Source organism: Pseudobutyrivibrio sp. C4 (genome assembly GCF_900111635.1).
GTDB classification, from domain to species: Bacteria; Bacillota; Clostridia; order Lachnospirales; family Lachnospiraceae; genus Pseudobutyrivibrio; species Pseudobutyrivibrio ruminis.
The window spans coordinates 161818-181806 of sequence record NZ_FOHF01000006.1 but is presented as its reverse complement, the minus strand read 5'-3'; the positions used below and the strand labels follow the sequence as shown (position 1 = coordinate 181806).

At 44.3% G+C, this 19989-nt stretch carries 19 protein-coding genes; all 19 read left to right on the top strand.

Going from position 1 to position 19989, the window contains the following annotated elements:
* The first annotated feature begins 1 nt into the window (after position 1).
* The 19 genes from BMY66_RS10700 to BMY66_RS10610 are packed head-to-tail and all read left to right on the top strand — an operon-like array spanning position 2 to position 19989.
* Positions 2 to 1384, top strand: a complete 1383-nt coding sequence (locus BMY66_RS10700; RefSeq protein ID WP_090395166.1) for an exopolysaccharide biosynthesis polyprenyl glycosylphosphotransferase — start codon at positions 2 to 4, stop codon at positions 1382 to 1384.
* The gene (locus BMY66_RS10695) at positions 1371 to 2546 is read left to right on the top strand and encodes a glycosyltransferase family 4 protein (RefSeq protein ID WP_177175656.1); all 1176 of its coding nucleotides are present in this window, start codon (positions 1371 to 1373) and stop codon (positions 2544 to 2546) included. The genes BMY66_RS10700 and BMY66_RS10695 overlap by 14 nt, the downstream gene beginning before the upstream one ends.
* A gap of 29 nt (positions 2547 to 2575) precedes the next feature.
* Complete coding sequence (locus BMY66_RS10690; protein WP_044938839.1) at positions 2576 to 3670, top strand: glycosyltransferase family 4 protein; 1095 nt, start codon at positions 2576 to 2578, stop codon at positions 3668 to 3670.
* Entirely contained in the window at positions 3642 to 5084 is a 1443-nt protein-coding gene (locus BMY66_RS10685; RefSeq protein ID WP_177175655.1) for an oligosaccharide flippase family protein, read from the top strand. The genes BMY66_RS10690 and BMY66_RS10685 overlap by 29 nt, the downstream gene beginning before the upstream one ends.
* A gap of 2 nt (positions 5085 to 5086) precedes the next feature.
* Complete coding sequence (locus BMY66_RS10680; RefSeq protein WP_090395163.1) at positions 5087 to 6514, top strand: capsular polysaccharide export protein, LipB/KpsS family; 1428 nt, start codon at positions 5087 to 5089, stop codon at positions 6512 to 6514.
* Positions 6507 to 7487 carry an NAD-dependent 4,6-dehydratase LegB gene (locus tag BMY66_RS10675; RefSeq protein ID WP_090395162.1) on the top strand — a complete coding sequence of 327 codons (981 nt, stop codon included), beginning with the start codon at positions 6507 to 6509 and terminating at the stop codon, positions 7485 to 7487. Before BMY66_RS10680 ends, BMY66_RS10675 begins: the two co-directional genes overlap by 8 nt.
* A gap of 11 nt (positions 7488 to 7498) precedes the next feature.
* A complete protein-coding gene (locus BMY66_RS10670) occupies positions 7499 to 8665 on the top strand; it encodes a LegC family aminotransferase (RefSeq protein WP_090395161.1) in 1167 nt (388 codons plus the stop codon).
* Between the two features lie 5 nt (positions 8666 to 8670).
* Positions 8671 to 9717, top strand: a complete 1047-nt coding sequence (locus BMY66_RS10665) for a sugar phosphate nucleotidyltransferase (RefSeq protein ID WP_044938825.1) — start codon at positions 8671 to 8673, stop codon at positions 9715 to 9717.
* Between the two features lie 19 nt (positions 9718 to 9736).
* Positions 9737 to 11422, top strand: coding sequence for a DUF2142 domain-containing protein (locus BMY66_RS10660; protein ID WP_090395160.1), 1686 nt, complete (start codon positions 9737 to 9739; stop codon positions 11420 to 11422).
* A gap of 25 nt (positions 11423 to 11447) precedes the next feature.
* Entirely contained in the window at positions 11448 to 11687 is a 240-nt protein-coding gene (locus tag BMY66_RS10655; protein WP_090395159.1) for an acyl carrier protein, read from the top strand.
* Positions 11687 to 12100, top strand: coding sequence for a MaoC family dehydratase (locus BMY66_RS10650; protein ID WP_090395158.1), 414 nt, complete (start codon positions 11687 to 11689; stop codon positions 12098 to 12100). The genes BMY66_RS10655 and BMY66_RS10650 overlap by 1 nt, the downstream gene beginning before the upstream one ends.
* Before the next feature lie 11 nt (positions 12101 to 12111).
* Positions 12112 to 12846: an SDR family NAD(P)-dependent oxidoreductase gene (locus BMY66_RS10645; RefSeq protein WP_044938812.1), complete on the top strand. Its 735-nt coding sequence runs from the start codon at positions 12112 to 12114 to the stop codon at positions 12844 to 12846.
* 33 nt (positions 12847 to 12879) lie between these two features.
* Positions 12880 to 13503: a NeuD/PglB/VioB family sugar acetyltransferase gene (locus tag BMY66_RS10640; RefSeq protein ID WP_090395157.1), complete on the top strand. Its 624-nt coding sequence runs from the start codon at positions 12880 to 12882 to the stop codon at positions 13501 to 13503.
* Between the two features lie 12 nt (positions 13504 to 13515).
* On the top strand, positions 13516 to 14712 hold the full coding sequence (locus tag BMY66_RS10635; RefSeq protein ID WP_177175654.1) for a glycosyltransferase family 4 protein: 1197 nt from the start codon (positions 13516 to 13518) through the stop codon (positions 14710 to 14712).
* Positions 14713 to 14733: 21 nt separating this feature from the next.
* On the top strand, positions 14734 to 15558 hold the full coding sequence (locus tag BMY66_RS10630) for a glycosyltransferase family protein (RefSeq protein WP_090395155.1): 825 nt from the start codon (positions 14734 to 14736) through the stop codon (positions 15556 to 15558).
* A complete protein-coding gene (locus BMY66_RS10625; protein ID WP_090395154.1) occupies positions 15548 to 16597 on the top strand; it encodes an N-acetylneuraminate synthase family protein in 1050 nt (349 codons plus the stop codon). Before BMY66_RS10630 ends, BMY66_RS10625 begins: the two co-directional genes overlap by 11 nt.
* A 1-nt stretch (position 16598) precedes the next feature.
* Entirely contained in the window at positions 16599 to 17300 is a 702-nt protein-coding gene (locus BMY66_RS10620) for an acylneuraminate cytidylyltransferase family protein (protein ID WP_090395153.1), read from the top strand.
* Positions 17300 to 18463: a DUF6077 domain-containing protein gene (locus BMY66_RS10615; protein WP_090395152.1), complete on the top strand. Its 1164-nt coding sequence runs from the start codon at positions 17300 to 17302 to the stop codon at positions 18461 to 18463. The genes BMY66_RS10620 and BMY66_RS10615 overlap by 1 nt, the downstream gene beginning before the upstream one ends.
* Positions 18442 to 19989 carry a ComEC/Rec2 family competence protein gene (locus BMY66_RS10610; protein ID WP_090395151.1) on the top strand — a complete coding sequence of 516 codons (1548 nt, stop codon included), beginning with the start codon at positions 18442 to 18444 and terminating at the stop codon, positions 19987 to 19989. The genes BMY66_RS10615 and BMY66_RS10610 overlap by 22 nt, the downstream gene beginning before the upstream one ends.

The following is a 19989-nucleotide window of genomic DNA, read 5'->3' as shown; positions in this document are numbered from 1 at the left end:
TATGAATCAAAACGTAAGAAATATAGAAACTGGCAAAAGAATGTTTCGCTTCGTAAGTAGCGTGGTTTTAGTCGCAGTACTAGCCACGCTCTTTGGCGTTATGTGGTATATGCGTTTACAGATGCTTATGTCACAGCGATTCTTGAGTATCGGTAACTATTTAATGATCGGCCTTTATGTGGTTTTGACAGTTCTCATGATCAACACATTCAAAGGCTTCAACATCGGAAGTGGAAGAATATCAATCCTCACAATGTCTCAGGCCATTGCCATGGGACTTGTAAACATGCTTGAATTTGTAATCGTAATTTTGATGACACGTATCAAGCAGTTGATGTGGATGACATTGGCATACATCATCGTGCTTACAATTGCAGATGCTATTGCAGTGCTTGTGATTACATATGTCAGCACAAAGCTTTATCGCGCAGTGTTCCCACCTTTCACAATTTTAAATATCTACGGAGAATACGAAAACGACCTTGTTCGCAAGATGAATCGTCGTGCAGACAAGTATCGAATCACAGGCGAAATGAGCTGCATGGAGCCACTTGATAAGATTATCCGTGAGCTTGAAAACTACGACGCAGTTCTTGTAAATGACGTTCCATCAGAAATCCGAAACGACATAGTAAAGGCCTGCTTCGCAACAGATAAGCGTGTATATTTCACACCAAAGATTTCAGACATCCTTATCAAGGGCGCAGAGGAGGTTAACCTTTTCGATACACCTCTTTACCTTTGCAAGAATGTTGGAATGGATGGCATTTCAGCTACACTCAAGCGCCTCGGTGATATCGTGATTTCACTTATCGGAATCATCCTTTCTTCACCAGTCATGCTTGTGACAGCTATACTTATCCACAATTACGACGGCGGCCCAGTCTTTTATAAACAGACTCGCTGCACTATTGGTGGAAAAGAATACAAAATCATGAAGTTCCGTTCAATGATTACAGATGCGGAGAAGGATGGAAAGGCACGTCTTGCCAGCGAGAACGACGATAGAATCACACCAATTGGACATTTTATCAGAGCTACTCGTATTGATGAGCTTCCACAGTTCTTCAATATCCTTAAGGGTGAGATGTCAGTTGTTGGCCCTCGTCCAGAGCGTCCAGAAATCATTGCAGAATACATAAAGGATGTGCCAGAGTTTGCATTCCGTACTCACGTAAAGGCGGGCCTTACAGGCTACGCCCAGGTTTACGGCAAATACAACACCACATCCTATGACAAGCTAAAGCTGGATATGATTTACGTTGAGAAATGTTCAGTATTCTTGGACATCCAGCTCATCCTTATGACCCTTCGTGTTATCTTTACAAAGGATGCCACAGAAGGTGTTGCTGAAGGCGAGGTTAATGCAAATGTCCGCAAGTAAAAAAGCTTTGATGCATGCGCATACAGCGTATATGGTGACACAATTCAATATCGATAACATCAAGATTTTGCAGGACCTTGGCTACACAGTAGATGTGGCTTGTTGCTGGGCAGATGATGATAGCGCACTTTCACCGGAGGCTATGAAGACTCGCAGAAAGATGCTTGATGACCTTGGCTGTCGTGTGATTGAGACAGCCAGTCTTAGAAAGATTTTCAATATTTCAGAGCTTTCCAAGGCATATAAGCAACTAAAGCACGAGGTGGAGACAAACAGGTATGAAATTGTCCACACCCAGTCGCCAATCGGCGGAGTTATCTGCCGCCTGGCTTGCAGAAAGGCTAGAAAGCTTTACGGCACAAAGGTTATTTACGCAGCGCATGGTTTCCATTTCTTCAAAGGAGCACCACTTAAGAACTGGTTGGTGTTCTACAATGTGGAAAAGTACTGTAGTAAATTTACCGACCTGTTGATAACCATCAATCAGGAAGATTATAAAAATGCTCAAAAGTTCAAGGCCAAGGAAGTGGTTTACGTACCAGGTGCTGGCGTTGATACAAACAAATTTGTAGCCAGTGCAGACGGTCGCGAAAGAATCAGAAAAGAGCTTGGTATCGATGATGAAACAACCGTTTTATTGTCGGTGGGCGAGCTGATTCCTCGTAAGAACCACATGGAAGTTTTTGAAGCCTTGAAACAGATGAAGGATGCCGGCAAAGACTACAAGATTAAATATCTTATCGCCGGAAGAGGCAAAATCGCGGAGGAGCTTCAGAACAAGATTAACGAGCTTGGGCTTCAGGAGCAGATTCAGATGCTTGGCTTTAGAAGCGACGTAGCGGATGTATTTGCAGCCAGCGATATTTACGTGTTCCCATCTCATCAGGAAGGACTTCCGGTTGCATTGATGGAGGCTATGTCAGTGGGCATGCCAGTTGTCTGCAGCCGTATCCGCGGAAATGTGGATTTGATTGAAGAAGGCGTAGGCGGATATCTTTTCGATTCCAAGGATGCTTCCACACTTGTGACAGCCCTTGATCGAATGATGGCAAAGGCCGAAATCGACCGCAGAGCCATGGGCTCACATAACGTAGCCGTGATGGAAAATTTCGACAAGGTTCACGTGAATGCAAGAATGAAAGAAATATATAGTAACCTATAAACGTAACTTTTTGCGGGGGTAGAAGTACTATGAAAGTTTTACATGTATCTAAGTCATCAACATATAGTGGCATGGAAAACGTTGCGATTAATATAATCAACGCCATGCCAGAAGATATTCAAAGCGTGTATCTCACAGCCACTGGCTCTGTTGAAACAAAGCTGCTGGAGCATGACATCGAATACATCGGTGTTGAAAAGGTTGATGAAAATGCTATTAAAGAGGCAATTGATGAGGTAAAGCCAGATATCATTCATGCCTATGAATATGACTGCAGCCTCATGTGCACAAAGGTGACGGACACTATTCCAATCATCAGCCACATTTATTCTGTGCCAAAATGGGTTCAGAAAATTGGCCCTAAATCCGTAATTTACGGCGGAGCATGTAAAAACTTTACAAAGATAATTATTCCAAACAAAATCGTGGAAGAGAAAGCATGGTTCAAGGACAAGATGGCAGGTAAAACTGTGGTCCTCGGCACACCTTTCAACGCTGTAAAGATTTTTGAAAAGGGATATTTACCAGGCACAGAGATGTCAAAAGAAAAGCTGGAAAAGTACAAGTCCGACTTGCTTTTCGTAGGATATCTTACAGATGACAAGAACCCTTACGAGTTCGTAAGAATTGTTAAAGAGGTCAAGGAAACTCATCCTGATGTGAAAGCCATCATTGTTGGTGGTGGCGATTTAGGAAGCGAGTGCCTTGAATTAATTGGAAAATACAATCTTTCCGACAATATAACGATGGTCGGCCTTCAGCACAATCCATACATCTACATGAATCAGACGAAGATTCTTGTGGCTCCTTCCAAGTTCGAAGGCTTCGGTATGGCAGCTGTGGAAGCTATGGCCTTTGGCAAGCCTGTGCTTGTAAGCAAGGTTGGTGGACTTATCACCACCGTCAATGATGATTGTGGAAAAGTATGCGGCACAGACAAGAAGCCTGTGGATAGAGAGGCATTTGTTTCCAACATCAACGAACTTCTGGATAATCAGGAGATATACAGAATCAAGTCTGATGGCGCTAGAAGACGTGCCAAAGACTTAAATAATTTTGAAACATACATGGAAGAAGTAAAGAAGATTTATGAGGATGCTTACCAAACTGCTAGAAAAAATTAAAAGCGCAGATTTCATATTAGTGACTATGTCCACTGTTATCTGCTCGGGAATATCATTTATTTTCAGCGTATACTCAAAGTCTCTTGTTCCTGTAACACCACTGGGTATCTACAGCACTTGCCTGTTGGCCCAGACCTATATGAATTATGCCCAGTTCGGCGTGCTCAACGCCTACAACAGGGATTATCCTCAGGCTCTCGGCCGCAAGGATTATGCAACAGCAAATAAACTGAAAAACACAGCAGCCACATTCATGCTGATGGTTTACCTCATCATTTTTGTGGTATTTGAAGCATGGGTTTTCTTTTACTATCGCGGCCGCGTTGGTGCTGATCAGTATCAGGCTTATTATGCCTTCGGTTACGCCATGTGCCCAATCATGATTCTGCTGAAAAGCTTCGACGACATGTCAAACGCCACAGTCAGAATGAATGGTAAATACAATTATTCCGCAGCTATCGGATTCCTTCGCACAATCATTGCCTTTGGAATCGGCGTCGCTGCACTTAACCTGGTTGGCTACTACGGCCTTTATGCCATGACAATGTCATCAGCGTTACTTGGAATCATCCTGTTTCGCAAGAATGCACTTAAGGGAGTGCGCCTCAGCTTCGACTTTTCATATATGAAAGTCATGATTATCGGCGGCCTTCCACTTTTAATCAACAGCTTAATTTGGACATTGGTTCAAAGCGTGGATAAATTCGTTATCCTTGGATTTTTGACTACTGACGACTTGGGAGTTTACTCAGTTCCGTTGATGGGATTCACCACTATGGTGCTTGTTCCACAGACAATTTCCCAGGTGTTTTACATAAAGGTCTCACATTTGTATGGGGCCAACAAAGATGAAAAGCAGCTCCTTGAAAAAGCCAGCTACTTCACCAACATCACATCAGTTATTTCCGGAGCAGCATGTGTTTGCGTATTCTTCATCATGCCAATCTTCGTGCAGATGTTTATGCCAATGTACACAGATGGAACTCCTGCAACTCAGATTCTTATCATCGGCGTTGCAATCTATTCCACAACCATGCTTTTCGGAAACATTTTCAGCGTGCTGAAGCTAAACAAATCACTGATTGCAAACTCAGTTGCGCTTTGCATTTTCAATGTGATTTTCTCAACCGGTTTGGTTGTTTTTGTAGAGCGAAGCATCAACATGGTTGCCATCGGCACCGGCATGAGCTACGCCCTTTATTCATTGCTTTTGATGATTAAGCTTTCAAGAAAGTTCAACTACTCATTCTTGAAATTATTCGCCAACAGCTGGCTGCCACTTTTAGCCATCGTCATCCCTGGCATACTTTATTACATGCTCATAGAAAACATCTATGTTGCCGCAGCTTTGGCTTTGTTTACCATACTAGTGGTCTGTGGTATACTTACTAAGTTAATTTTCTTTAGGAGATAAAAATGCTTAACTTATGTTTTATGGGGCGCGAGGCCTTCCTCGACTACACCCCATTGATATTTAAGGATATAAAAGAAAAACACGATAGCGAGGCCAATGGCGTAATTGTTGTGCTGGATTCCAAGGAGAAGCAGTACGTTGAAAGCAAATACGGCGATTCAGTTACCGTTGTAGTTCTTTCAGAATTCATGAACGCCCATTGGGACGAATTCACTTTGGAAAAGCTTTGTGAGTACGAGAAAAAGTACGACGCGGCACCAATGTGGAAATACATCTACACAGATAGATTTTTAATCAACCGAGATTACGATTATTGCGTGCACACAGCCGCAGGCTTGTTTGCATTTTGGGAGTATGTGTTCACCACATACAAAATAGATTTTTATTTCGATGAAGTTATCGCCACACTTTTCACCTATGCAGCATACCTAGTTGGAAAGAAGACAGGAGCGAAGTTCTATTCATTGCTTTTGATGCGCTCCGTTGGAATGGATTTGACTCATCACTACATCTTGAACGACCCATTCGAGATGATTTACAACATGCCAGATGATTATCTGGACAGAAGCTACACTGACGAGCAGCTAAAGCAGGCTGAGGATTATCTCAACTCCTTCGAGGAAAAGCATTCAAAGCCAGCCTTCATGAACTTCTCAGGCAAGGTGCCAAAGTTCAAGCCAAGCTTTTTGATTTTGCCACTGTTTTGGATTCGTCAGAGATTTTTCAATCCGCACACATTGGACAAGGGCAACTACATGTACTACAAGGACTACGAGACAGCCTTTGATCCATGGAAATTTTATAGAAGATATAAAAAGAGCAAGAAGTATTACAACAAGGCAGATTTATCAAAGAAGTTTGTTTACTATCCTTTGCATCTTCAGCCAGAGGCATCCACAATTGTCTGCGCTCAGAAATATGAGAAGCAGCTTTTCTTCCTGGACAATTTGGCAAAGTCAGTACCAGCTGACACATTGATTTACGCAAAGGAGCACTATTCATTCCTTGGCAGCAGGGACAACAGCTTCTACGAGGAGTTGAAGAAATATCCAAACATCGTCCTTATCGACCCATGGGAGGATTCCTTCGCCCTCATCAAAAACTGCCAGTGCGTTGCAACACTTACTGGCACAGCTGGTCAGGAAGCCATGCTTCTTCGCAGACCAGTCATCATGGGTGGCGACATTCTCTACAAGAATGCACCAGGCATTATGCGCATGGAAGATATTTATGACAATTATCTTGAGGCCATGGCAAACTGGAAACAGCCATCTCGAGAGGATGTTATCAAGTATTTGGCAGCCTATATGAGCTGCGCTCGCGTCGGCAACACATACGTGCTCAGCGCCGATCGCTTAAAGCCAGACAACATTTCACTTATAGCAAAGTCTATGTATGATTATTTTTTAGAGGTAAAAGAAAATGAGTAAAGTTTTAGTTACAGGTTCAGATGGATTCATCGGTTCACACTTAGTAGAAGAGTTAGTAAAGAAGGGCTATGAAGTTCGTGCATTCGTTTACTACAATTCATTCAACAACTGGGGATGGCTCGACACACTTCCAAAGGATATTATGGATCACGTTGAGGTATTCGCTGGTGATGTTCGCGACCCTAATGGTGTTCGTGAAGCTATGAAGGGATGCGATGCAGTATTTCATCTTGCAGCCCTTATTGCAATTCCATTTAGTTATCACAGCCCTGATGCTTACGTTGATACAAACATCAAGGGAACTCTTAATATTTTACAGGCAGCCAGAGACCTTGGCACAGCCAGAGTATTAGTAACTTCTACATCAGAAGTTTACGGAACAGCACAGTACGTTCCAATCGACGAGAAGCACCCATACCAGGGCCAGTCTCCATACTCAGCTACAAAAATCGGTGCAGATAGACTTGCAGAGTCATTCTACCGTTCATTCGATTTGCCTGTAACAATCGTGCGTCCATTCAACACATTCGGACCACGTCAGTCAGCACGTGCCGTTATCCCTACAATCATCACACAGCTTCTTGCTGGCAAGGAGGAAATCAAGCTTGGCTCACTCACTCCTACACGTGATTTCAACTATGTAAAGGATACAGCTCACGGCTTCATCGCTATGTATGAAAGCGACAAGACAATCGGCCAGGAAATCAACATCGCAACACAGAAGGAAATCTCTATCGGACAGCTCGCTGAGGAGCTCATCCGCCAGATCAACCCTAATGCAAAAATCATTTGCGACGAAGATCGCCTTCGCCCAGAGAAGTCTGAGGTAAACCGTCTCCTTGGAAGCAACAAGAAGATCCTTGAGCTCACAGACTGGAAGCCACAGTATACATTCGAGCAGGGCCTCGCCGAGACGGTAGCATTTTTGCGAGAGAACATGGATAAATATAAAGTTGATATTTACAATATTTAGAGGTAATAGAAATGTCAGATGAATTTATAGCGTTATCTGTTCCAAATTTGAAAGGTAACGAGCTAAAGTATGTCACAGATGCAGTAGAGACTGAGTGGGTATCTACAGCGGGCCCATATGTTTCAGATTTTGAGAAGAAGATTGCAGAGTATGTAAAGGCTCCAGGTGCAGTCAGCACCCAGAATGGTACATCAGCCCTTCACATCAGCTTACTCCTCAGTGGGGTTACTCGTGAAGATGCTGTCATCGTTCCAACTCTTACATTCATTGCAGCAGTTAACCCTACAAAGTACATCGGCGCTGAGCCAGTATTCATGGATTGCGACGATAGCCTTTGCATGGACCCAGTGAAGCTTCAGAAGTTCTGCGAGACAGAGTGCGATTTCACAGATGGCAAGCTTATCGACAAACAGACAGGCCGTCACATCAAGGCTATGGTAGTAGTACATGTCTTCGGAAACATGGCCGACATGGAAGCCATCATGCCAATCGCTGAAAAGTACAACATCAAGGTTGTAGAGGATGCAACAGAGGCACTTGGAACATACTACACAGAGGGCAAGTACGCTGGAAAGTTTGCTGGTACAATCGGTGATATGGGTTGCTATTCATTCAACGGAAACAAAATCATCACCACAGGCGGTGGCGGAATGATTGTTTCAAATGATGAAAAGCTTCTTGCTCACGCAAAGCATTTGACAACTCAGGCCAAGGCAGACCAGGCCAACTTCATCCACGATGAAATCGGCTTCAACTACAGAATGACAAACCTTCAGGCAGCACTTGGAATGGCTCAGTTAGAGCAGCTTGAAGATTTCATCAAGACAAAGACAACAAACTATCATTTATACAAGGATGCTATCGACAAGATGTCAGGACTTCACGTTCAGGATTTCAGAGAAGGCATCCGCAGCAACTACTGGTTCTACTCAGTAGTATTTGAAAATGACGAGAAGGGCCGCGACCAGCTCATCGAAGCATTAAAGGAAGCCCATATCCAGTCTCGTCCAATCTGGGGACTTATCTCAGATCAGCTTCCATATCAGGGAGCTCGCACATTCGAACTTGAAAAAGCACCATGGTACTGGAAACGCGTTGTAAACGTACCATGCTCAACAAACCTCGACGAGGCCGGCGTACGCCGCGTACTCGACGTGGTAAAGACTTTTGCGGAGTAAATTCTATGGAAAATGTATTTATACATGAGGAAGATTCTGTTCTTCAGGCTATGAGAACATTCGATGCCAGCGGCAGAAGAACAGCCTTCATTGTTGATGACAATAACAAATTAATTGCGGCCCTTTCAGAGGGCGACGTTCGCAGATTCATTCTTTCAGGTGGAGATTTAAATGATGAAGTGCGCACAATCGCAAACTACAAGCCACGCAGCCTCAAGGCCGATGAAAAGGAGGAGGCAAGAGATTTCTTGCGCCGCCACAACATCGAAGGCTTGCCAATCGTAGATGAAAATGGCGTTGTTATCGACACAGTCTTCTGGAGTGAAAATCATTATAAAAAGCAGAGCGAGTTATCTTGCCCGGTTGTCATGATGGCAGGCGGCAAGGGTACTCGTCTTTACCCATACACTCGCATTTTGCCAAAGCCACTTATCCCAGTTGGGGAGAAGCCAATCGCAGAGCTCATCATGGATAGCTTCGCAGAGTACGGTATCGGCAGAATGATTCTTGTAGTTAATCACAAGAAAAATATGATCAAGTCATACTTCGGTGAGGTTGAAAAGCCATACACTATCGAGTACGTTGATGAGGACAAGCCACTTGGTACAGGCGGCGGTCTTTCACTTCTTCGTGGCAAGGTTAATGAGACTTTCATCCTTACAAACTGCGACATTCTTATCGAGGAAGATTATTCAAAGATTTACGCTCACCACAAGGCTGAGGGCAACATGATTACCATGGTTTGCTCACTTCGCAACTTCCAGGTTGCCTACGGTGTCGTTGAATTTGGCGAGCACGGCAACATCCTTGATATGAAGGAAAAGCCAGAGTTCAGCTTCTTCACAAACACAGGCATCTACATCGTAGAGCCAGAGGTTTTGGACTATATCAACGATGACGAATTCATCGGCTTCCCAGATATCATCAACCGCTTGAAGGACGATGGTAAGAAGGTTGGTGTCTACCCAATCAACGAAAACACTTGGATGGACATGGGCCAGCTTGATGAGCTTGGCAAGATGGAAAATCGCTTACGTGGAATTAATAAATAATAGATAGAGAGGATTATCCTTGGAAAAATTAAAGAGTTTCTTTTATCCAATGACAATGGATAAGGCGTTTAAACTGGGGACAGTTTTAGTCAGCGCATTTGGAATCATCTTTTCAATTGTGTTCTTCTGCCTCAACGTATTCGACACTACAAAGACAAAATTTTACAACGGTTATTTCGCCCTAATATTGATTGTGATGATAGCTCTCACTATCTACCTTGCAAGATTTTTGCTTCTAGATAAAGAGTGGAGTTATTCAAAAATCTATCTGGTTTTGGCAATCGGCTGGAGCATCTGCATGCAGTTCGTTATGCCTCCTATTTCCGGAGCCGATGAGGTGCAGCATTTCTATAGCGCATACCATTGCTCCAACATTTATCTAGGAATAAAAGACCACGACTTCGACACCACTCCAGGTAGCTACGGCAACTGGATTGAAGGTACATCTTACTTCTATATGCGTGCAGAAGACTACTACAAGCTGCCTTACATCGATGTCACATTCCCATATCAGTACCAGATTTTGGCCGATGGCAACTGGTTCCACACAGATGACGATATGAAGGAATTGGTTCAGTGCTACACCAAGCCTACCCAGGCAAGGCGCTACTTGCTTTCCGGCCTTGGAATTGCAATCGCCCGTCTCCTTGGATTCGGTTTTTCCGGTGTAGTTTTCATGGGTCGAATCATGAACAGCTTGACCCTTGTGCTGGCTGGTTGGATTTGCATCAAGCTGCTTCCTGTTGGAAAGCTGCAGCTGCTGATGTTCTCACTTTTCCCAACCACCTTGCAGCTTTGCTCATCATATTCATACGACAACATGAGCATCCTGTTTTCATTCATTTTGCTGACTACATGCCTATATCTCAGCCAGGAAAATGTGAAGCTTCATGCTTGGCACATATATTTGATAGCCATCATCGTGGTGATTCTCATACCAAACAAAATGGTTTACACCCTGTTTGCAGTATGGTTCTTCGCCATTCCACTTAAGAAATGGTGGACCGATGTTGGCAAGAGCAAGAAATGGTACGAGTACACATTGGCAGGCGCATTTATCGCAGGAGCACTTCTTGTGGTAAAGAAATTCGCCGGCAAATACATGTACATCCTTTACGATATGTTCGTGCTTGCTCACAATCACGCAACCATCGAGCAGGATGCCAGCCGTGCAGCATACAGTATGTACGATGTTTTGGATGACCCACTTGGCACACTTCAGTTTGCATGGGAAGGAATCAAGGTCGATTTCTGGTACAACATCCATCACGTAATCGGCTCTGAGCTTGGCCACATCAAGCTCAACGCGACAGTACCAATGGCTTGCGTAGTTACAATGCTTATCGTTCTCATTTTGGGATTGATAATAAATAAAGGAAAACGCCTCAAGAAATGGCAGTACGTAATCATCGGCATAGGCCTTTTGATTTGCGTAGTTGCAATCTTCGCAGGCTGCCTTGTACGTTTCACACCTGCTGAGGGTAGTGAGCGTATCCAGATTTCTTACCGCTATCTGATTCCAGTCTACATGTGCATGTGCATCGCCCTTGGAACAGATGCAAAGGAAGACAAAAAAGCACTCGCTTTGATTTTGATTCAAAACGTAGCCCTTATGGTTGGCTTGTGCGGCACCATCTACTTCTTACTTCACTTGAGAGATGGCATGGCAGCACCAGAGGTTTTGAACGCAATTGGAATATACTAATTAACTGATTTTGGAGGAATTAATAATGACAAGAGAAGAAGTATTCGAAACATTAACAGATATTTTTAGAGATGTATTTGACGATGATGATATCGAACTCACAGATGAAACAACAGCTGACGACATCGAGGATTGGGACTCACTTGAGCAGATCAACCTCGTTGTAGCTTGTGAAAAGAAGTTCAACGTTAAGTTCGACATGAAAGAAATCCAGGCCCTCAAGAACGTAGGCGAAATGGTTGATACTATTGTAGGTAAGCTTTAATGAATAACTATACTTTTGATGAATTAAATGTGGGGATGACAGAGAGCTTCAAGGTTTCAATCACTGAGGCCATGCTTGATGCTTTTAAGGGCATCACAGGAGATGTCAACCCTCTACATAATGACGAGGAGTTTGCAAAGGAAAAGGGCCATCCAGGCCGCGTGGCATATGGCATGCTCACAGCAAGCTTCCTCTCTACATTAGCTGGTGTCTACATCCCTGGTGAGCGCAGCCTCATCCAGCAGGTGGAGACAAAGTTCGCAAAGCCAGTCTACATCGGCGACGAGCTCACAGTCACAGGCGAAATCACAGAGCTTGTGGAAAGCGTCCAGCGTCTTGAATTAAAAGTAACCATCACAAATCAGGATGGAAAAAAGGTACTCCGAGGAACCATGGGTATCCTTGTGGTATAGAGGGAGATTAAATGAGAGAAAACAAGACATTATTCGTGACCGGTGCGTCCTCTGAACTAGGAACTGCACTTATTGAATTGGTGGCTGACAATTACGATACCATCGTGGCTCACTATCGCAGCAGCGCTTCACGTCTTCTTCCGTTGGAGGAGAAGCTTGGGGAAAAGCTTGTTATGGTACAGGCTGATTTTGCTGATGCAATGTCCGTGAGAAAGATGCTTGATTTTATGGCTGAAAGAGAACTCAAGCCTGATCACGTGGTACATCTTGCAGCAGCACCAATGGAAAATGAAAAATTCAAAAAGCTCGGTTGGTGTGATTTTGCAGCAGCAACCGAGACTGACCTTCGTCCAATAGTTGATATACTGGGCGATTTTTTGCCCTTTATGACAAAGCAAAAATATGGCAAGGTTATCTTCATGCTTACATCATGCACAGTGGGCATGCCACCAAAGTACAAGAGCGTCTACACTACTACAAAATACGCCCTTCTTGGCCTTATGAAGTCACTTGCTGTTGAGTACGCAGACAAGGGAATCACAGTTAACGGCGTCAGCCCAGAGATGATAGAGACACGCTTCCTTGACAACCTTCCAGACCTTATCAAGGAAATGAATGCAGCAGATATGCCAATGGGCAAGAACCTCACAGTAGACCAGGTTGTGCCTACACTTGCATTCCTTCTTTCTGACGGCGCAGATATGATCAGCGGCCAGAATATTGCTATAACAGACAGCAAGCACTAATTAACTTTAGTAGAGATTTGAATTGGAGAAAATATGAGAAACTTAGTTATTGCAGGAACAGGCGGTGCCGGCAAAGAGACAAAGTGGCTGGCAGAGCGCATTAATGCAGTAAATCCAACATGGAACATATTAGGTTATATAGATATTGAACCAGGCGAAGGCGTAGTTGGCGACGATAGCTTTGTTACTGAAGCTACCGAGGATTTAGACGTAGTCATCGCCATGGGTTCAATGGAGCGCAGAAAGTTTTTGTACGAGCTTTATAAAAAGAATCCTCATGTGCACTTCCCTAATCTTATCGACCCATCTGCAACTTTGTCAGATAGTGTTGAAATGGGAGAGGGCAATGTTATCTGCGCAGGCGCCATCCTCACAGTTGATGTAAAAATCGGCAACCAGAACCTTATCAACTTCAACTGTACCGTGGCCCACGACAGCACACTTGGTGATTTCAACACCCTCAACCCTAACGCCAACATTTCTGGAGCTTGCACACTTGGCAACCTCATCGAAGTTGGTACCGGCGCCCAAATCGTACAGGGCAAGACCATCGGAGACGAGACCCACATCTGGGCCGGCTCTTGCGTTATCAAAAACACGAAGGGAAGATGCGAAGTCGTCGGCGTCCCAGCCAAAACCGTACGCCGTTTCGACTAGCGAGAGATAAATTTGAAAAAACATATATTGATAATTTGCCAGTACTTCTATCCTGAGCAATTTAGGATAAACGACATGGCCTTCGAATGGGTGAAGCGCGGCTACAAAGTAACTGTAGTCACAGGCATTCCAAATTACCCAGAGGGTAAATTCTACCCAGGCTATGGCTGGTTCAAAAATACAAAAGAAACAATAAATGGCGTGGAAGTCCACCGCATTCCTCTCATCGCCAGAGGAAAAGGCAAGTTTGGATTGGTAATGAATTACTTTAGTTTTCCATTCTTTGGCTTTTGGTGGAGCTTGTTCACAAAGATAAAGGCTGACGAGGTGTTCATGTTTGAAACATCTCCTATGAATCAATGTAAGGTGGGAGTGAGATATGCAAGAATGCATCACATCCCATGTTATTTGTATGTTCAGGATTTATGGCCTGACAACGTGGAAATGATTACAGGAATCCACTCGCCATTTGTGCTCAAGCCAATTGAGCGAATGGTTAGAAAAATCTATAAAGGCTGCACTCACATCTGGGGCACGAGCCCAAGCTTCGTAACAGAGATTCGCAAGCTTGTAGATGAGGACGAGCAGGATAAGGTTTCCTTCTGGCCACAGTACGCCGAGGAATTCTATCAGCCTCAGCCAAAGAAGGAGCACAAAGGCTTCAATGTAATCTTCACAGGCAACATTGGCCAGGCGCAGGGCTTGGAAATCCTTCCATTTGCAGCTAAAAAGATTCGCGACGAGGGAATCAGAAATATCAGATTCACTATCGTTGGCGATGGTAGAGCCAGAAAGTCATTTGAGCATTCCATCACTCAGCATGGTGTGTGGGATATGTTTGAATTTGCAGGCAGAGTAAAGCCAGAGGAAGTGCCAGCACTTCTTGCAACAGGCGATGCAGCATTCATATCATTTGCAGATGATGAGCTTTTTGCAAAGACAATCCCAGCAAAGCTTCAGTCCTACATGGCCTGTGCAATGCCAATCATTGCCTCAGCCCGCGGCGAAACAGCCCGCATCATCAACGAGGCCGACTGTGGCATGTGCTCAGACATCGGAGACGCAGAGGAGCTTGCGGTAAGTATTATCGCCATGAGCAAACTTTCACCAGAGCGTCTTGCTCAGCTTGGCGAGAACTCTCGCAACTACAACAAAGCCCACTTCGACAAGAAGACTCTCATGGACGAGATGGATGCATTTGTAGGCTAAAAATAACAAGAGGTAAGCAGTATGAAAGCTGTTTTAGGGACAGTTATATACAAGCAGGCGGAAGTTTTCCTCAAGGATTTACTCACATCCGTGGATAACCAGCAGGATAAAGACTTCGACTTGTTGATAACTAATGATAATTACACAGATGAAGATATTGAGCGCCTAGACATAAAGAATAAATGTGATTATTATCTCAACCTGCGTCCGCTGGGCTGCACCATCGCCCAGACCCGCATCGAGATGATAAAGAAAGCCAAGGCGCTAGGCTATGATTTGCTGGTGGTTTGCGATGCAGATGACACATTCGTGCCAACCAGAATCGGGGCTTTCAAGGAGGCCTACCAATTAGACAAATCATATGCTTTCTACTATAATGGATTAGTTACAGAGGATGGCAAAACTGTCCTTGAAAACATGCCTAAAACAGTTGATAGTGCAAGGCTTATTTCCCAGTCCAACTTCATTGGAATGGGCACCACAGCAATTAATCTCCACATGCTGACCGACGATTTCATCGCCACACTTTCAGAGGGAGATTGCCCAGTGTTTGACTGGTATTTCTTCACAAGGCTTCTCATGGACATTGGCCCAGGTAAGCTTGTTGACAATGCCGACACCATCTATCGTATTCACGATAGCAATCAGGTCGGCACCAGCCACAATGTGGAGCAGGAGTACCAGGTAAAGCTGACACACTATAAAAACTTGGCAAAGAGATATCCATACTTCGAGCGCCTGTATCAGGATTTGCAGAAGCTGGATATTGATTCAATAGATACAAGCCATGACCGCAACGGTTATTGGTGGAGCAATATTTTAATGGAGGATTCCTATGAGATTTAATTATCAGGATATGGTAACAGGTGGCAAAAAGCCATACGTAATTGCAGAGCTTGGAGCAAATCACAATGGTGATATGGAGCTTGCAAAGACAATGATTAAGACAGCAAAGGAGTGCGGTGCTGATTGCATCAAGCTTCAGTCTTTCACAAAGAGCAATGTATTCTCAAAGAAGAATTACGACGACAACTATTTCTTAGGCGATGACTATCGCAACAGAACAGACTATACACTTGAGTCAATCGTAGAAGCTTACGCTCTTTCAAAGGAGCAGCATCACGAGCTTAAGGCATACTGCGACGAGCTAGACATCGATTTCACATCAACACCTTTCGACAAGGCAGGCGTTGATCTTCTTGTTGATGAGCTTCACGTTCCATTCATCAAGGTTGCTTCTATGGACGTTGAAAACGTACCATTCCTCAAGTACATCGGAAGCAAGGGCGTACCAGTAGTTATCTCTACAGGTCTTACAGGCATGGATGATGTTGTTAACGCTATCGCAGCTATCGAGGCAGGCGGATGCCACGAGATCTGCGTACTTCACTGCGTATCAATCTATCCACCAGCAGACGAGCAGGTTAACCTCAACAACATCGATATGTACCGCATGGCATTTGGATATCCTACAGGATACTCTGATCATACATTTGGTGTGGTTGCACCTATCATGTCTATTGCAAAGAATGTTTGCATCATCGAGAAGCACTTCACAATGGACAAAAACATGAAGGGATGGGATCACAAGATCTCAGCAAACCCAGAGGAAATGAAGATCATCTGCGACGCTGCAGAGCAGGGCTACAAGATGATGGGAAGCTTCCGCAAGGTTGTAAACGAAAGCAAGCACCAGCGTGAGGAGTACAAGCGCTCAATCGTAGCAGCTCACGACCTCAAGAAGGGCCACATCCTCACAGAGGAAGATCTCGACTACAAGCGCCCAGGTACAGCCATCTCACCTAAGTTCTACGAGATGCTCATCGGCAAAGAACTAAAGCGCGACATCGAAGCCGACGAATTATTCCAGTGGGGAGATTTCTAGAATGATTGCATTTATTCCAGCACGTGGGGGTTCTAAGGGAGTCCCAGGAAAAAACATAAAAGAGATTTGTGGCAAGCCTCTTATCGCATATACGATAGAAGCAGCCAAGAAAGCTAAGGGCGTAGATCGCGTCATTGTTACCACAGATGATGAGGCAATCGCTGCAGTTGCACGTGAGTACGGAGCCGAGGTTCCATTTATGCGTCCAGCAGAGCTCTCAAGCGATACAGCATCTGCCATCGATGTTTATCTTCATGCAACTGAGTTTGTCATGAACGAAACAGGAGAGCAGATTGAAAAGTTCATGGTGCTTCTTCCAACAGTGCCTCTCCGTACAGAGCAGCACATCGATGAGGCATTGGAGCAGTTCAAAAATGATGGTGCCACTACACTTATTTCCTTTGCAGAGGCAGAGGTCCCAGCTAGCTGGTATCACAAGCTCAACGAGCAGGGCCGTGTTGAAAACGCAGGTTTTGGCCAGGGCATCACTATGACAAACCGCCAGAACAACGAGACATACATCGTGCCAAACGGAGCCATCTACATTTTGGATTACAAGCTCCTCAAGGAAAAGCGCACATACTACTGCGACAACACAGTTGCATACATCATGAAGCGCGAGGATTCAATCGACATCGATTATCCAATCGACTTTGAATTTGCAAAATGCCTTTTACAAAAAAGATTAGATGAGAATAAATAATGATTTTAATTAGAGCTTTAGCCTTCCTGCTACATTTCACGCTCGTTCCTGTAGCAGTGGGCAGACTAATTACATACAGATCGCAAAACCATATTTTAAAATCACCTACAGTTAGATACGTCACTGGTTTCTTTGGCGCCCAGTCCATTTTCTTTTTGCTGAACTTTGGCTTCCTCTGGTACCAAAACAAAACCATGACTACCCAGCTGGTTGTAGGCGGCTTCCACAGACTGACTATCACATATTCAGTGATTGTGGCAGCTTTGGTTATCTTGTGGCTTGTCCTTGATTTCAAGACATTCAAAAAAGATATCCTTGCCTACAGAATTCGCATCAACACTATGCTTCACGAAGTAAAATACAACAAGCTGACTACCGTATATGCGATAATCTTTACTATCCTTGTTGTGCTTCAGCTTTATGCATCATATCGATACGAAGTCAACGAATGGTCTTACGATGATTACGATTACGTGGTCACTTCTGTGGATGATATTGATAGCGATATGATCACAAATGTAAACTTCATCACTGGCGAGGCGCCATACACATCACCAAAGCGCGCAGCCCAGTCATGGACCACATACATTTCGTACCTTTCTGTTGTTTCGTCTTTTGATGTCACAACAGTTTGCCATACAATTTTGCCAGTCATCCTGCTTTTGGTGGCATACGGCATCTATTTTTACATGGCCAAGTTTTTGTTTGCCAAGGTAGAAGATAGAATGATTTTCATGGTCATCCTAGCCACGGCATACATCATGGGAATGTTTTCACACTATTCCCCAACCTTCCGCCTGCTATGTACATTGTGGCAGGGCAAGGCAGTCCTTACTGCCCTGGTTGTCCCATTTTTGATTTGTTTCCTCTCGCGTGTTTTCGCCAGCGAGCTAGATAACAATGTGGCTTTCGCCATCGCATTTATATCCCTTGGCGCATGCTCACTTACAGTTTCTACAGTGTTTGTAATGGTGATGACAGTTCTTGGAATCTTCATTTCCATGTCCATTTATCACCGCAAAATATACGGAGTGCGATATCTTCTTGCAGGTCTTTTCGGACCATTCGTGCAGTCGATTGTCTACATCTGCGTTGCACTGTTACTTCAGAGACAATGGGAGCCTAAATTCTTTATAAATTTATGGAATGGATTAATATCATAACCGGCATTTCAGCCACCTTCTGGGGCAAGCTTGCATTTGCACTGCTTTTCGTGGTTGCCCTTGGGTTGATAATGCACTTTGAAAAAGAAAAAATAAAACGATACACCTTCCTGTGGTACACAGGCCTGGTGCTAGTTTTCATATATAATCCACTGACCCTTATCATAGGAAAATGGATTCTAAACGACGGCACATTCGAGCAGTACTATCTGCGCCTTTACAGTGCCCTTCCGGTGCTGATTATTGTGGCATACGGCCTCACACTTTTCGTGATGAGATTTGAGGGCAGGAAAAAGCTTTTTGCACTTCTTGCAAGTCTTGCAGTTGTATGTATTTGCGGCAGTTGCCTTTACACTCAGGATTGGTTCACAAAGGCAGAAAACCGCAACAAGGTTCCACAGGATGTCATCACCATCAGCGATATTTTCGCTGACTACGAAGGCGACACCATCCGCATCATGGCACCTCAGGATGTGGCCATTTATTTGCGCCAAATCGATAGCAGATTTTCAATGCCATACGGCCGCGATATTCCGGAGGAGGCTTACGAGCTTACAAACCCAACACCTAATCCAGAAATCGTTGCAGATTATTGTACTGAAAATAATGTTGATTACGTGGTTGTTTCAGCCGTTGAAGATATCCTTAACACATATCTCAACTACGGCTTCAAGCTTTACGGCCGCACCACTTACTACGCAGTTCTCACTCCAATCTACGGCGATTGGGTTTTGACAGAATACGATGATGGCTCTGATTTGCAGTGTATGTGCTATACCATGTACAACAAAAACGATGGCACACTTATCGTCATCGACGGAGGTCACGGTGAAAACGACGACACACTTCGTGAGAATATCAAAGCCTTGGGCGGAGAGGTTGATGCCTGGATAATCACTCATTATCACATGGATCACATCGACGCCTTCAACGCAATTTATGAGGACCCACAGGGCATCATCATCGACCAGGTTTACATCACACCGCTCGATGCTGATTTGTTCTACAGCGTGGCTCAGGAATGGGATGATGTTGATTCCTTCAACAAGTTCCAGGAAATCACAGCTGAGGCAGACAACATCAACTATGTGCAAAGAGACGATGTTTTGACCTTCAGCGACGATTTGACTATTACTTTTTACAACGCTTTCGATGATGTTGTTGTAGATTGTGCCGAGGATATTCCAAATAACGATTCATTAGTGTTTAAAATGGCTACACCAAATCGCAGTATACTTATCTGTGGAGATTGCCACAGTGAGTACATGGCCAAATATTTGGTGGAGACTTACGGCGATGAATTGAAGGCAGATATCCTTCAGTGCGGACATCACGGCAACAACAGCATGCCTACCGAAACAGGCTTTTATGAGTTGGTCGACCCGGAGGTTGCTATCTTCGATACAACCGATGCAATCATGACCAGCCCTAACTATACAGCAGGCGCTTTGGCAGCTTACTTAAGCGAAGCCGGCGTGCGCTTGGTTTGGTTCAAATCTGCGCCAAACACATTTGTTTTTGATTAA